Genomic DNA, 15,058 nt, shown 5'->3' with positions numbered 1-15,058 from the left:
TATAGACTTTACGCTGACGTATCAGAATTAAAGATAGAACTATACCAAGAAAGCTGATTTTGGTACTGGTCCCACCAACTAGCCGCAAATGATAGCTGGTCTTTTACTTGATCAAAACCGCTCGCAAAGTGCTTCACTAACTCATCGAGTTGTTTGACAAATTGATGCTGGTTAACCCAACGTTTACTGCTTTTCCAGAGCTTCTCAATCGGGTTCAACCGCGGTGGCGGACCACTCAGGGCTGTAAGGCGGAATCCAAACAAAGAAAATACGCCGTTCCCAACCCCACGTTTCTAATGCCTTGTGAGTCGAAGCGTTATCCCAAAACACCACTAACGCATCACAATCTGTCTGGGCCGCTTTCACCGCCAAAAGAGCGGTTTTGATGCTCTCCATTTTTCCATTGCTCAATGCTGTCAGATAACTACAGGCATTAATGCCGTAAAATCCAAAGAAACTCTGACTACCCCGGTCAGTATTCACCACCCGACTCAAGCCCGGCTCGAAGGCCCAAAACCGCGTGTTATTACTGTGTAATTGAGCCGCCGTTTCATCAGCAAAACCCCACCCTACTCGCTCTAAATTATAACCCATCGCTTGCAAAGCGTCAAAGGTGGCCTCAATCCGGTCGGCTAACTGCTCCGGCGCATCGTCTGACCGACGATAATCACGCGGACGCGGTTTGTAAAAGTACATCCCTTCCCGTTGGCGCAATAGCTGGCACCAATGGCTGGAGCAGTAGCGAATCCCGCCCATTTCGACAAAGATTCCTGCTAACTCCTCTGCCGTCCAATGTTGCACAGGTTGCCTTTGGAGATGGCTACGCCAAGCCTCCCAAACTGATTCTTCAACCTGTAGACTGGCCCCACCCCCTTTCCCTCGCCGGCTGATCAACTCTTTTTTTTTAGGTCTTTTTGCTGCTGATTCCAGCGGTTCAACCATTTGTAAAGGGTAGAAAGGGGCAAGCCTGTTTGGGTGGCTACGGCTTCCATATTTCCCTTCTGTTGGTGGATCATTCGAAGTACCAACGCCTTCAAGTCGGGGCTGTAATCGACGGTCTCGTCCAGTACTTCATCTAGCAGTTCAGCGTCATCTACCCGCATAGGTCAACGTTCGTTTTAGCTTTTTTCAAGATAGCGATTCTAATTCGTTGTCGAAAACTCTATAAGTCTTTTTGCGAGAAGTAAACATTACCTCTTAAAGTACAAATAGCTTCGTTGCTCTTGTCCAATGCAAGAAGCACCAGTCCGCACTCATCCGTGTCGGACCAATCACAGTAATCTTTGAGCGCATCTTGGTCAACAACTTCAAACGATTTGGACTTAGAATAAGCGAGATAACGAAGTTGTGACACTACTGAGTAGTGTGATTTATCAGCGATAACTACTTTGTTTCTGTCAAAAGTTATGTCCATCAACTTTTTTAAATAGATTGATTATTCTGAACCGTTTATTGAATTTACCCAAACGGGGCGTTCACCTTGTCAGCCGAAACCCGAAAATGGAAGCCTAACCTTATCCTCCGAGCCGCGCTGCCTGTCAACCGAAGTCCACCCCGCAAGCACTTTATGGACTCGCACCCAACATATTATTGTGCGCGATTTCGCGGAACTACTTCCTGTTGATTATCAGCTACTTTTAGTTCCGCGACAGGTTTATTTCGGAACCAATAGCCGCGTTTGTCTGCTGCCAAATAAATGCATTTTTCCTGATGCTGCCAAAACCAATGAGCTAACGGTGTATTGTAATCATAAGGAAGGCCAACCTCCCTTGCCTCCTACTTTCATATCAGGCTTACTGATGGTTTCAGTCGCGGTAAAATTGGCGGGTATTTTCAGGTACAGGTATACCTGATTCCGTCTGGGCTAAAGCCGTATGTGTTAGTTATGGCCATGGGCTACCAAACCGATGAACGGACAGTTAATGCTCTGCTTGATAGGGAGTTTCGCTATTTCGGGTTGCCTGGCTGCAAAACCAGGATCAGCAAATTCTTCGATGGGTTTCGGGCTGTGGACAGCCGTGCAGAGGCCCGCCTGACGGATTCGCGAATCCGTCAGGCGGGCCTTCAATAGACAGAGTCCGGGGAAATTGCCGTCCGTATCGCGGCAAAAGTTAGTCGGATCAAAAATGGGGGTACGCCCGCGCCGGGCGTTCGATTAAGAATACCCGTTATAACAGGTCCAGCTGGTCTTCGATATTCAGTAAAAATATGCGGGAGGCATTCAGGTACGTCAACATCGGATCATTTTCTGGATTAGCAGAAGTCGATTTTGCAAAATTGATCGTTTCGTTCAGGTGGTAGGCCATGTCGGACGATAGCTGCTTCACGCTGGCTACCGTATTCCGTAAGGACAGCCGGAGTTCCATCTCATCCATGACAACCTGCGCCAGTTGGGTGAGTATATCCCGTTCGTCGGCCGACAGGGTTCGGGGTACTTTATCAATGATGCATAACGTGCCTAAATTGTAATTGTCTTCCGTTTGGAGGGGCATGGCTGCATAAAAACGAAGGCCAAATTCGCCCGCAACCAGTGGGTTCGTCAGGGACCGGGGGTCTTTACAGGCGTCGCCAATGACATACACCTCGCTCGACAGGATGGCCGATGCGCATAAACCGGGGTCCCGGCCAATCTGGTTGATGGACAGGCCATAATGCGATTTAAACCAGATTCGATCTGTATCGACTAAACTGATAATGGCAATGGGAACATTAAACAGCGTAGCCGCCAGTTTGGTGATCCGGTCGAAACTGCCATCGCGCGGAGTATCCAGGATGTTGTATCGCCGGAGGGCCTCCAGCCGGTCACACTCATTCACCGGCATGTCCAGGGTTGTCATTCGCTTGTTCGTTTAGGTATTAACGTTGTTTACGCGGGAGCAGTATTGTAAAGATAGCCCCCTCTTTGGGTTCACCGGCTGCAAAAATAACTCCTTTATGGGTATCGGCTACTTTTTTGCAAAGACCCAGACCAATGCCGTACCCGTCAAATAAACTCCGGTCGTTCAATTGCTGGAAAATTGTAAAAATCTTGCTGGCGTATTCCTGATTAAAACCAATACCGTTATCCTGAACCGTTATCTCCATGTAGTCCTGGTGCTTTTGCAGGACCGGAAACGTCAGTTTCCGGTCTTCCGGCAGCGGAACCGCTTTTACGCAGATAATGGGCGGTATGCCCTTGCGGCTGAATTTTAGTGCGTTGCCGATCAGGTTGAAAAAAAGCTGATTCATCTGTAAGGGAATCGCTTCCAGCATGGGCAGGGGATCATGGTGAATAACCGCCTGCTTCTGGGTGATCAGCACTTCGAAATCCGAGAGCACATTTTCCAGTATGGTATTGAGGTCTACATCCGAAAAGCGCTGCCTGTCCTGCGAAAGGCTTGAATAATCGAGAAGACTCTTGATCAAACCCGTCATCCGGATGGTCGAATGCTCCACCTTGCTGATGTACCGGCTCATCTCACTGCCCGGCTCTGCGTACTGAGCCATGAGGCTGTTGAACATACGGATTTTCCGGACGGGCTCCTGCAGGTCGTGGGAAGCTACGTAGGCAAATTGCTTGAGTTCTTCATTTGACCGCTTTAACTCCACAATCGACTGCTCCAGTTGGAGCTGGGCCTGCTTGGTGGTGGTCACATCCGTGAATACATTGATCAGGTGGTTCTCGTCCATCCGGACGATTGATAACTCCAGCCACCTGTCAATGGGTGTGTGGTAGTATTGCGACTGAAAGGCCTCGCCCGTTTCCATGATGGAAACGGCCTGTCTGAACAGAGCACTCTCCTTAAGATCAGGCACAATTTCCAGCACCGTTCGGCGCAATCGTTCTTCCCTGGGAACCTGCGTAAAGGTTTCGGCCGCCTGATTCGTGACAATGCAGCGGAAATCCTGAATGATACCCTTGTCGTCCCGAATCGCGGCATAAAGCGTTATGCCGTTGGGCGAGTGATTCAGGATGCTGTCCAGCATGTTTTTCTGCTGTTCCACCAGGATGGCAAACTCGCGCTGCCGGGTAATTTCCTGAAACGTTACCACCACGTCGTTGTTGGCCAGCCGAACAACCATGTAGTCGTACCAGCGGTCAAAGGATTTGGCGTGGTACATCACCTGAGGAGTAATCGACTCGCCGTTGACAACCTGACACAGTTTGGTAAAGAGACCACCCGACCGGGTATGCGGAAACAGCTCGACCAGCGATTTGCCCGGCAAATCAGCCACAGGATAGCCCGTAAGTTCGGCGAATTTCTGGTTGACCTGAATGAAGGAGAAATCGCTGACGGTGCCATCGGGCTCCCGAATGGCGGTCAGTACGTAGATCCCATTCAGGGAAGCATTCAGGATACCTCTGGAAAAGGCTACCTCCTGATGCAGAGCTAGTTGTGACTTCTTTAGCTCCGTAATGTCGGTGAGCGTGACCTGAATCCCATCATTCAGTCTGGCGAAGGCAACGGACAGCCACCGGGCCGTTCGGGCAATAAACTGCTCCCGAACCAGGGTGGTTCCCTGTTCAACCACATCGACAATCGTGCTAAAAACGGGTGAACTGCCCAGTGCCTGAAGAATGGTTTGTAAGGTACCCGTTTTCAATTCCTCCGGGCTGAACCCCGTTAGCTGGTAATACTGCCGGTTGATGTGCTTCGGGTAAAAGTCGGTGATCAGGCCCGCCGGATCACGCATGGCTTCGCAGATCACCATGCCAACCGGCGCATTGTCGAGTAAAAAGTCGATGGTCTGTTTACTATGCTGATCCCGCTGTACCTGCTCCGTCACATCAACAGCGGTGTGAATAATGCCGGTGAGGGTGGCCTCCTCATCCAGCAGGGGCTCATGCTGAATGTTCCAGTATCGATCATGGAGCGCACAATCCTGCGTCATGACCGCACAGCGCTGGGTGGGTATTTCGTGGGGTTGCTTATGCGCCATTACGTAGGCAAACGAAGCCCGTAACTGCTGCTCACGGGCGCAGTCGGGTTTAAAGGGAGTTTTCTTTAAAACGTCGAAATATCCGTTTCCAATGACCTCGTTCCGATTCAGCCCCGACACGCGGATAAAGTCATCGCTTGCCGCTACATGGGTATAAACCGGGGCATCCGGCAGCACAATAACGCGAATGCCCGGCGTTGCTTCAAAAGCTCTAAAGTCCATACCCCGTAAAAATGAAGGCAAATTAACCGAAATATAACCGACTTGCCAGCGCATAACCTGTTGAACAGGGAGTGGAACAAGTCGGGTTTTGGTTGTAGGTACAGCGGTTCCTGGCCCCGCAGCCCGCGTACGTTCGGACCAGATCCGCTTACCGGTCAAATATAAATGCAGGGGTTCATCACTTCCTAATAAATACCTGAATCCGATTGATTGGTTACCTCGCCCGGCAGACGGGTCTAAACGGGGTTCTGCCGGCGGTGGATGGCTAATAGTCTACCTGTCCGGCGTAAAAATGGCCGCTTTCCTTTGCCCATGCAGGGATGACTACCGCTTACCGTAGTGTGGTTCTTATGGCTGAAAGCTTCGTTTACCTGCCTCCTCCTGCTTTGCTATCTGGCTTCGTGACGGCTTCTGTCGTGGCTGGATTGGCGGGTGTTTCCAGGTGATTCCAGTTGATGAGGATGTTCCACACCAGCGGGGCATCGTGGTGATTCAGGTACCGGTGCAACGGGTCGAAGGTAAAGGCAATGACCCTCCCAGCCCCAACCGGCATGTTGAAGATGGCTCCATGCCCAATAATGGTCTGCTCATTTCGGACCATGCCCGACAGCACATAGGGGTCTTCCTTTTTCGGAATAGCCGGTTTTGCCGCTTCCTTTTCCGATTTTTTGTCGGGCATGCCCAGGATGGCTCCCTTGTAGACCTCTTCGTCTTTGAGTGGTTTGGTGCCGTATTGCATCAGCATCATGTCGCGGTTAGAGAGTCTGGTTTGCAGCAGGGGCGCAATACCCCGAAAAATGCCAAACGTTTCGGGGAAGCCATACATAATTGGGTTGTTGGGTTGCCGGTTTTTCACCTGCACAATGGAACCCGGATGAAACAGGGTTGGCGCACTGACCGGTTCCAGGTCTCGGACGATGCCCGTTTCGGCAATCATCAGGGAGGAGTTATCCAGCGTGATGAGTACCCCGCCTGCTTCCACGAATTTTTTCAGGTTGTCGACTCCCTCAAAACCGGGACCACCGGTAATGTCGGTGGTGGCGTCGGGGAAACCGTGGGAGGGGAACTCGGGCGTTTTGGTGTAGGGGAGGGGGCCGTAGCGTGCGTCTATTTCGTGGATGAAGTTGGTAGCGGAACCGCGCATCCGGGGAATCAGAATAACATCGAATTTTTTTCGCAGGTCGCCCGTTTTGAGTTGGTCTTTGTTGATGGAGGTATAGGGAATGCCGCGTTGCTCGAACGTGTAGCGCGCCCAGCCTTCGTCCTGTGTATTGAACCAACTGTGGTAAATGGCTACGCGGGGCAGGTTTACGTCATGTTGTTGCAGGGGTGAGCCTATACCGGCAGGACTGGCTTTTGTGGCCAGCAGATCGAGTCCGAACTGCGTGGTTAAGGTCTTCGACTGACTGGCCGTCAACCCGGAAAATACCACAGCACCAGCCGCCAATGTGTCTTTCAGTCCCGCAAAGGCAGCTTTGGTATCCAACACCACGGCTTTAGCCTGTTTTCCCTGCGATTTCATCCACAGTAGCGCGGGCAACAAATTGGTCTGACCCTTGTAATTCAGCACGTATTGTGTGCCGTCGCCGACCACGGTGCCCGCATACTTCACCTCATCGCTGATAAGTTTGAGATCACTCGTGGCGTAGGTAAGGCTGTCTTCGGCTTTTACCTCTACGCCATACAGATAGCCCAGGGTCCAGGCGATGTCGTCGTAGGGCGGAAACTTGGCTTCTTTCGGGTAGTTCTGCTTCGTTAGTAACGTTACGGCCAGATTCCGATACGGTTGATTGAGCAATACCACATAATCGCCCTGGTTTTTGCCCGATTCGGCTTTATGCACCTCAATGGCCTGCGCCCGTAACTGATTGACGAGGTAGGCCGTCATTGCCGGGTCGCGCTGATTTTTGGGGATAATGAAGGCTTTGGGTTTTTCATCCGTGCCTTTTTTGATGTTGTTCAGCCCTTTCTGGTAAAAATTCTTCAGCAGCATCCGGCTGTTTGTGGCTGCGTACGAGAGCGAAGCAAGCACCCCGGCCTGCATGTAGTTGATGCCGTTCCGGTACGACCAATACACTTTCTGAGTGGCCGGATCGGGCCGGTACCATTCCTTCGAGGTGACGGCATCGCCCGCGTATTTCTGTTCAGACAGGTCGCGCAGGTAAGTATTGGCACCCGCATTGCCGAAGGTTTCGTAAAACCGGCCCACCGCATTGTGGTTGATGGCAATCCAGAGGGCATATCCGGGGTACCAGCCATCGTAGAACGCCCACGTAAAAACGCCCGGCATTCCCTGTGCCGCCAGCGCTGTCATGTCGTGGTTGGCCATCGTTTGCCACTCGCCAATGGTGATGGGGTCGATGGTTTCGTTGTAGGGGCCGGTGCCGGTCGAGATGTAAAGCAGGGGTACGGATTCGTGCAGGTCGAGGCTCGCCGTTGGGTGCCACTCGTAAAAGATTTTGTACATGGCTTTAGTCAGTGCCTGCGATACCTGCAACCCGTCGCGGTTGTTGTCGTGGTATATGTACTTGCCCCAGTAGGGTGGCGATTTAGGAAAACCATCATCAAATTCTTTGCGGAATTTAGTGTAGCGATGGTACCAATCCACCTGCTTATCCCAACCATCGGGTTCCGATACGGGGTTGATGAGCACGATAATATTGTCCCGAATGGTCTTTATGTCGGGCGACTGACTGGTAACCAGCCGGTACGCCAGTTCCATCAACATCTCCGGCGATCCCATTTCGGGTGAGTGCAGTCCCCCGTTCAGGTAGTACACCAGTTTGGTATCGCCCAGAATTTTGTCGAGGTCCTGATTGCCTGCCTTGCGCGGGTCGGCCAGTAACGCGAGTTGCTTTTTGTAATGGTCAAGCCGTTTCATGGCGTCATCATTGCCAATAGCCACCAGTTGAATCGGGCGACCTTCTTCGGTCGTACTCACCTGCTGTATGGTGATGTTGGGCGAAGTCTGCGCCAGTTTCTGGTAGTAGGCATAGATATCCGGCGTCCGATGAATAATACCAGGCGTACCGATAATTTGCCCAAAATGTTTGCGCGGGGATGGTATGGTCGGATGATCGGGTACGTCCAGAACCGATGCCGGCAGAAACCGTTTGTCGGTTGTGTACTCCTTAATCTTATCGTTGTACACCGTATCCAGCGTTCCGGGTGTCTGCGCCCGGAGCGATACGGTGCTGATTAAAAGCCCGATAACAGTAATGGAAAGTCGATTCCTTGTAAAGAAAAGCATGATTTTCAGGGCTAGTCAGGTAGGGTCTGTTTTATACTGGGATGTTACTGCTTCGGTTTCATCAGTTTTCGCCGGAAAAAATCGCCTGTGGCGTTGCCCATTTTCAGCGCGTTGGCATGCTTCATCCAATGGTGGGTGTCATTCACGATAACCAGCGTTTCCATGGGTACGCCCTGTTTATCGAGCCGCCGAACCAAATCCGTACTCTGGCTGAACGCTACATTGCGGTCGTCGTCGCCATGAATAAGCAGAACCGGCGATGTCCAGCCATCAACCGAGGATATGGGCGATGATTCCCAATTGACTTTTGCCGCGGCTTCCAGATCGGGTACTTTTTCGAACCGGCCAGTTGGCGTAAGGGCGGATCGTTGCTGGCTCCAGTCGTGTACGCCGTGGATGTCCACACCAGCTGCGAACAGTTTTGAATCTCTGGCGAGGGCCAGTGCCGTCAGGTAGCCGCCGTACGAACCGCCATAAATACCAATGCGGGCCGGGTCTACCTCCGACTGCCCGGAAAGCCATACCGCTGCCGCCCGTACGTCCTGATATTCAGAAGCGCCCGTTGCGCCACCGTTGGCCGGTTGATGGAAATCGTAGCCGTACCCAATGCCCAGCCGGTAATTGACGGATAGCACCACGAACCCCTGACTCGCCAGATATTGATTCATGGCGTAGGCATTGGCATAGTAATCAGAATAATTCCAGCCCAGCAACATCTGGCGTGGCGGACCACCATGCACATAAATGATAGATGGCTTTTTAGCGGAACTACCGGGTGGTTCAAAAAGCTGACAGTGTACCGTCGTGCCATCCGGTGCTTTGACAATAACCTGTTTGGGGGTAACTAACTGCTTTAGCGGAAAACTGGCAGGAATCAGGTTTTGGGCTAGCACCTTCGGCGTACCCTTCGTAAATGCCATTACGGTTGGTAAAGGTGGGCGTTGGGCGGTGGCACTAATCATGGCTACGGTAGACCCGTCACCAGTTATCACGGGCGTCCATTCAAGACCGTTACCGGGTGTCAATACCTCCATGTCAGCCTTGTCAACGGGAACCCTAACCACATGCCGACGGTCGATGTCCAGTTTGTCAGGGCCCGTGTTACCGCTGAATACCAGCCATTTCTTATCGTAGCTCAATGTGATGTGTTCGGCCATGAACGAACCGCCAGTGAGTAGCAGGGGTGACCCGCCGGAGGCCGCAATGGAATAAAGGTGCGGCCAGCCATTCTGATACGACAGGAATACAATACGGTTATTGGCTGCCCAGTGCAGGTTGAACCCGCCATGCGTACTGGGTACCGAACCGGCCAGCGTTTTGGGAGCCTGCCAGATCTGAGTCGCTGTACCCGATGCTACATCGGCGGTCCAGACAGACCAGGGCCGGTGCCTCCGTGCGAGAATGGAGTCGGGCGCGCCACCACTTCCGGACGTTCGCGCAAACGTAAGCTGACGCCCATCCGGCGACCAGCGTGGCGATGCGTCTTTCGAGAAGGAGGGGGCAATCCAGGTAATTGGGGTGGTTTCGCTGGTAAAGACACCCACGAAGGCATGGTCTTTCCGGTCGCAGACGAAGGCTAGTTTCGACCCGTCCGGCGACCAGTTCAATTCACCGTTGGTGCCCCGTGCGGTAAAGAATAATTTGGCGGCTGAAGAGGCATCCGTTGGGGCTACCCAGACCTGACCGCCTTTAATGAACGCAACCCGATTGCTTTCGGGCGAAATAACGGGCGCGTCGCCTTCCGCCAGGGCTTTCGGTTCGCCACCGGCAAAAGGTACACTCCACAGCTTCACAGAGGGGGGAACTGGTGCTGACAGCGTGTTAACCGGAACGTCATCATCCCAGTTGGAACCGTGGTCGCCCCCGCGTACGTAGACCACCCATTTGCCATTGTCAGAAATGGACAAACTGGTGATTTCCTGGCCGTCATCGTCAGTGTACTGGGTGAGTTTACGGGGGGTAAAGTCCGGTCCTTCGGCTACGTACACGTTCCGTTTACCCTGCTCGTTGAGTGCCCACGCAATACGGGAACCCGTTGCCGCACTCGTTAATTCGTTGGGGAAGGGATAGCTTTTGACGGCTTCCAGCGGGAATGGCTGTGCCAGTACCAGGCTGGTTTTACTAAGTAGAATGCCCGTGATCAGGCACAGGAATGTAAACGTTTTCATGCGTTACGATGAAGTGAAAATGAGCGTAATTGAGTCAATTGAGAGAGAAATTCAAATAAGCATTTTATTTTCTATTTCCCTTCATCGTACGAATAAAATTCTAAAAATCAGTTCTTTCCAGGTACGATGTAGGGAGGTTATTCTTGTTTTATCTCGTTGTTTGAGATAAAAATAGCCGGTGTGTGAACCGTTTTCTTAAGAAATTGACTAACGTGATTTCCTGAGAAAAACAGTGAACTTGTATGAGGGAATGAACTAAAAAACTGTACGTTACGACTATTTTTTTAGACATTTCAGTTACGAACGGGCACTACACCCGATAGGAATTGATTTGAACTAATCGGGCAAAAAAGGGTTTATGTAGCTGAAAACAAGTTAAACTAATAAACACATTTCACTCATGGCAGCAGGATCACATGCCGTAGAAGCGACCGATGCGAACTTCAGCGAACTCATAAATTCCGATAAACCCGTTTTAGTAGATTTCTGGGCTGAATGGTGCGGTCCCTGTAAAATGATCGGGCCAGTTGTTGAGCAACTCGCCGGTGAATACGAAGGACGTGCCATTGTGGCCAAAATGGACGTTGATCAAAACGCCCAGATTCCAGCCCAATTCGGTATTCGTAGTATCCCAACCTTAATGGTCTTCAAAAACGGACAATTAGTTGATAAAGTAATAGGAGCAGTTCCCAAAAATGTACTGGAGCAAAAGCTACAGGCCGCTATGGAGCCAGCCACCATTTAATTCGTTAGTTTTTTACAAAAAAAGCCGCCCCGATATTCGGAGCGGCTTTTTTGTGGCGCGGACCAGCTGTCTGCGTTATACCAGCATCCGCATTGGGTCTTCGAGCAACTGCTTCACCGTTTGGAGGAACGATGCCCCCGTTGCGCCATCCACTACGCGGTGGTCGCAGGAGAGCGTTACTTTCATGATGTTCGTTGGTTTGGCAACCTGTACGCCATCTACTTCCTCAAATTTCACGGATTGTTTGATCGACCCGATGGCCAGAATGCAGGCATCGGGTGGGTTGATGATAGCCGTGAACTCGTCGATACCGAACATGCCGAGGTTGGAAATCGAGAACGTACTACCCTCCCAATCCTTCGGCTGGAGTTTTTTGTCTTTTGCTTTCCCGGCCAGGTCTTTCACTTCGCCCGAAATGGTGGAGAGCGTTTTCTGGTCGGCGTTGCGAACAACGGGAACCAGCAGTCCTTCGTCTACCGCTACGGCAATGCCGATGTTTACGTACTTGTACTTACGGATTTTATCGCCTAACCACGACGAGTTGACGTTCGGGTGCTGCTTGAGCGCCAGGGCTGCGGCTTTCACCACAAAATCATTGAACGATACCTTCACCGGGCTGATGCCGTTTACGGTGCCGCGCAGTTCGATAGCCTTGTCCATGTTGATTTCCATGGTCAGGTAGAAGTGCGGAGCCGTAAACAGGCTTTCGCTCAACCGGCGGGCAATTGTTTTCCGCATCTGGCTAACCGGAACGTCTTCGTACTCGCCCGATGGTGCCGGTGCCGACGCGGCTGGCTGAGGAGCTGAAGCAGCGGGCTGGGGTGCAGGCGCTGAAGGCTGAGCCGCCGGGGCTGCGGGTTGCGAGGCAGGAGCCGCTTTACCAGGAACAAACGACTCAACATCACTCTTAACAATGCGTCCTTCGGGGCCGGAACCTTTTACCTGCGTCAGGTTGATTCCTTTTTCTTCGGCAATGCGTTTGGCCAGGGGCGACGCTTTCATCCGGCCGTTCGACTCAATAATATCGCCCTTACCACCACCATAGGATAGGTCGGTGTCGGCGTCGGCAGGTAAGTCAGCCTGTGGGTTTTGCTGAACCGTTGCGCTGCCTCCTTCGCCGGTAGCGGCCTCGTTTCCAACCGCAGCCGGTGCTAATGCGGGCTGTCCGCCATCGAGTAGTACTTTGAAGTTGGCACCTTTCTCGCCCACAACGGCAATAACGGCATCAACCGCAACGGACTCGCCTTCTTTTACGCCGATGTACAGCAATGTACCTTCTTCGTACGCTTCGAGGTCCATGGTGGCTTTGTCGGTTTCGACTTCGGCCAGTACATCGCCCGATTTAACGGTATCACCTTCTTTCTTCTGCCAGGATACGATAACCCCTTCGGTCATGGTATCACTCATTTTCGGCATCCGAATCACCGAGGCATTGACGTTTTCGGCCGGAGCCGCCGAAACGGCTTTATCGTCCGGTAATTTAGTTGTGGTTTCGGTACTGTCTGCCCCTTTGGGAGCGGCTGCTTCCGGCTTTGGCTCGGCGGGAGTCTCTTCCTGACTGCCTCCGCTCGATCCGTTCAGTAAGGCTTTATAATCTTCACCTTCGGCGCCAATAACGGCCATTACGCCATCGACGGGTACGGATGCCCCTTTTTCAACACCGATATAGAGTAGTGTACCTTCTTCGTACGACTCCAGGTCCATGGTGGCTTTGTCGGTTTCGACTTCGGCCAGTACATCGCCGGATTTAACTTTATCGCCCACCTTCTTGTGCCACTCCGCAATGACTCCTTCAGTCATGGTGTCGCTCATTTTGGGCATTCGGATTAATTCAGCCATAGTAGCTTACGAGTTTGATGTTTGTGGGTTGGTGATTACGGTTATAAACAGAAACACCAGATTGTACATTAAGTTAATGGAGGAAATACAGCTACGCGTATCGACTGCTATGAATCAACCGGCTATCCACCAGGGTCAGGAGTCAAAATTAAGGGAAAGCTGGCAAAAAAGAAGGATGAATTATAAATGATGCGTTATGGACCAGCCAATCCATAATACATCAATTTATTATTCATCATTCGTAAGTCGTCACTCTACCCACAAAACCAGGCCTTTGAGATAACCGCCTTCCGGGTGGAACAGATTAACGGGATGGTCGGCCGGTTGGCTCAGGTGATGTAAAACGCGTACCTGACGCCCGGCTTCAATGGCCGCTGCCACAATCGTATTATAAAACAGTTCCCGGTCCACTACCTGCGAGCACGAAAACGTAAACAGGATACCGCCCTTCGCCACCCGGCGCAACCCTTCGGCATTGAGTCGTTTGTAGCCCTGTACGGCCCGGTGCCGCGCACTCAGACTCTTGGCAAAAGCAGGTGGGTCGAGTACTACTACATCGTACTGATGGTCATGAGCCTTTAAGTAGTGCATCACATCATCGGTGTAAGCTTCGTGTCTTGTCTCGTCTTCCCCAAAATTAGCCGCCACGTTCTGATTGGTCAGGTCAATCGCTTTCTGCGATACATCGACCGAATGAACCTGCTTTGCCCCCGCTTTAAGTGCGTACACCGAGAAACCGCCCGAATAGCAGAAGGCGTTCAGTACGTTTTTGCCCTGAGCATACCGGGCCAGCAGGGCGCGGTTATCGCGCTGGTCGAGGAAGAAGCCGGTTTTCTGGCCTGTTTGCCAGTTGATTAAAAAGGTATGGCCATTCTCCAGCACCGGGTGCGGCAGGGGCACCTCGCCAAACAGGTACCCGTTGGTCATCGTTTCGCCATACTCCTTGGGAAGGGTGTCCGCACTTTTATCATATACCGCTTTCAGTTCATCACCAAAAACGGCTTTCAGTGCTTCCGTCAGGATTTCCCGCTCCCGGTGCATCCCGATGGAATGTGCCTGCAACACGGCGACTCCATTGTACATATCGATGATTAAGCCGGTACAGCCATCTCCTTCGCCGTGTACGAGTCGGTAACAGTTGGTTTGTTCCTGATTACTGATGATAGCCTGCCGGACGCTGCGGATTTGCGCTAGTTTCTGCGTCCAGAAGGCTAAATCGGGCGTAACGGGACCGCCGGTTGTGGCACCGAAGGAAAAAATACGGACGGTGATGCTGCCATTGTGGTAGTGACCGGTGGCTAGATAACGACTTTTTTGGTCGAATACCTCCACGGTATCGCCGTCATTCAGGTCACCTTCGTATCGGCTAATGGCCCGGGAAAAAACCCAGGGGTGGAACCGACGCACAGCCTCATCGCGCCCGGCCTGTAGAAATAATTTGGAAAATGTCATTCACAGTTTTGAAAAGGCTACAAAGATACGCCGAAGGGAAAGAAGGACGAAATGGAGGAGAACGGGGAGCAGGTCAAAGCAGGCTTTTTAAACCATTCCCCACCGTTTCCATCCAAAACAGGTACATCTTTACGTTTTAAATCCGTTAACTATTCTTTTTACTAACTGAAGTTACGCAAAGTGGTTAAGTGGACAAATTATCTTTGGTAATGCAAACGAACCTTGATTTATATACAGACTATCTGCTCAGTTCATTCGGCCAAACTTCAGCTACCAACATGGCCCGCCTGATGGATGACCAGCTTAGCCATGATGATGTTACTCGATTTTTAAGCCATCCTCATCAACTTGGCCAAACGCTCTGGAAAACGGTTAAGCCATTAGTTCGAAAGCATCAAGTTGAAGACGGCGTGCTGATCGTTGATGACTCGCTGGTCCACAAGCCCCACAGTCAGGAAACAG

Annotated in this window: 9 protein-coding genes and 1 pseudogene; 2 read left to right on the top strand and 8 right to left on the bottom strand. The window is 51.7% G+C overall.

Annotated elements, in window-relative coordinates; translation table 11 throughout:
* Window positions 1–204: 204 nt before the first annotated feature.
* From B157_RS0105205 to B157_RS0105170, 6 genes are all read right to left on the bottom strand, one after another.
* Window positions 205–801: a transposase gene (locus B157_RS0105205; protein ID WP_169521675.1), complete on the bottom strand. Its 597-nt coding sequence runs from the start codon at window positions 799–801 to the stop codon at window positions 205–207.
* Window positions 802–890: 89 nt separating this feature from the next.
* The gene (locus B157_RS0105200; RefSeq protein ID WP_020602315.1) at window positions 891–1,103 is read right to left on the bottom strand and encodes a helix-turn-helix domain-containing protein; all 213 of its coding nucleotides are present in this window, start codon (window positions 1,101–1,103) and stop codon (window positions 891–893) included.
* A gap of 1,065 nt (window positions 1,104–2,168) precedes the next feature.
* Complete coding sequence (locus B157_RS34480; protein ID WP_020602312.1) at window positions 2,169–2,837, bottom strand: GAF domain-containing protein; 669 nt, start codon at window positions 2,835–2,837, stop codon at window positions 2,169–2,171.
* Window positions 2,838–2,856: 19 nt separating this feature from the next.
* Window positions 2,857–5,142 (bottom strand): PAS domain-containing sensor histidine kinase, encoded by a 2,286-nt coding sequence (locus B157_RS0105180; RefSeq protein ID WP_169521673.1) that lies wholly within the window; start codon window positions 5,140–5,142, stop codon window positions 2,857–2,859.
* Between the two features lie 367 nt (window positions 5,143–5,509).
* Window positions 5,510–8,392, bottom strand: coding sequence for a M14 family zinc carboxypeptidase (locus B157_RS0105175; protein ID WP_020602310.1), 2,883 nt, complete (start codon window positions 8,390–8,392; stop codon window positions 5,510–5,512).
* A 44-nt stretch (window positions 8,393–8,436) separates the two neighbouring features.
* Entirely contained in the window at window positions 8,437–10,560 is a 2,124-nt protein-coding gene (locus B157_RS0105170) for a S9 family peptidase (protein WP_020602309.1), read from the bottom strand.
* 400 nt (window positions 10,561–10,960) lie between these two features.
* On the opposite strand from B157_RS0105170, the gene trxA reads away from it, so the two are divergent.
* Window positions 10,961–11,305: a thioredoxin gene (trxA, locus tag B157_RS0105165; protein WP_020602308.1), complete on the top strand. Its 345-nt coding sequence runs from the start codon at window positions 10,961–10,963 to the stop codon at window positions 11,303–11,305.
* Window positions 11,306–11,380: 75 nt separating this feature from the next.
* Here trxA and B157_RS0105160 read toward each other — a convergent pair whose 3' ends face one another.
* Entirely contained in the window at window positions 11,381–13,144 is a 1,764-nt protein-coding gene (locus B157_RS0105160) for a pyruvate dehydrogenase complex dihydrolipoamide acetyltransferase (protein WP_020602307.1), read from the bottom strand.
* A 249-nt stretch (window positions 13,145–13,393) separates the two neighbouring features.
* A complete protein-coding gene (locus tag B157_RS0105155) occupies window positions 13,394–14,596 on the bottom strand; it encodes a class I SAM-dependent rRNA methyltransferase (RefSeq protein ID WP_020602306.1) in 1,203 nt (400 codons plus the stop codon).
* Between the two features lie 209 nt (window positions 14,597–14,805).
* Between B157_RS0105155 and B157_RS0105150 the strand changes: the two are divergent.
* Window positions 14,806–15,058: pseudogene (locus B157_RS0105150) on the top strand (IS701 family transposase); the annotation flags it as partial.

Source organism: Spirosoma spitsbergense DSM 19989 (assembly GCF_000374085.1).
Lineage (GTDB): Bacteria > Bacteroidota > Bacteroidia > Cytophagales > Spirosomataceae > Spirosoma > Spirosoma spitsbergense.
Note: the sequence above shows the minus strand (reverse complement) of the source record. Positions and strands in the feature narration are given on the sequence as shown.

What these genes read in the sequence shown, in the direction of transcription:
- B157_RS0105155 (WP_020602306.1), bottom strand. Translation starts at nt 14,596, where the DNA reads ATGACATTTTCCAAATTATTTCTACAGGCCGGGCGCGATGAGGCTGTG.
- B157_RS0105180 (WP_169521673.1), bottom strand. Translation starts at nt 5,142, where the DNA reads ATGGACTTTAGAGCTTTTGAAGCAACGCCGGGCATTCGCGTTATTGTG.
- B157_RS0105200 (WP_020602315.1), bottom strand. Translation starts at nt 1,103, where the DNA reads ATGCGGGTAGATGACGCTGAACTGCTAGATGAAGTACTGGACGAGACC.
- B157_RS0105160 (WP_020602307.1), bottom strand. Translation starts at nt 13,144, where the DNA reads ATGGCTGAATTAATCCGAATGCCCAAAATGAGCGACACCATGACTGAA.
- B157_RS0105170 (WP_020602309.1), bottom strand. Translation starts at nt 10,560, where the DNA reads ATGAAAACGTTTACATTCCTGTGCCTGATCACGGGCATTCTACTTAGT.
- B157_RS0105175 (WP_020602310.1), bottom strand. Translation starts at nt 8,392, where the DNA reads ATGCTTTTCTTTACAAGGAATCGACTTTCCATTACTGTTATCGGGCTT.
- trxA (WP_020602308.1), top strand. Translation starts at nt 10,961, where the DNA reads ATGGCAGCAGGATCACATGCCGTAGAAGCGACCGATGCGAACTTCAGC.
- B157_RS34480 (WP_020602312.1), bottom strand. Translation starts at nt 2,837, where the DNA reads ATGACAACCCTGGACATGCCGGTGAATGAGTGTGACCGGCTGGAGGCC.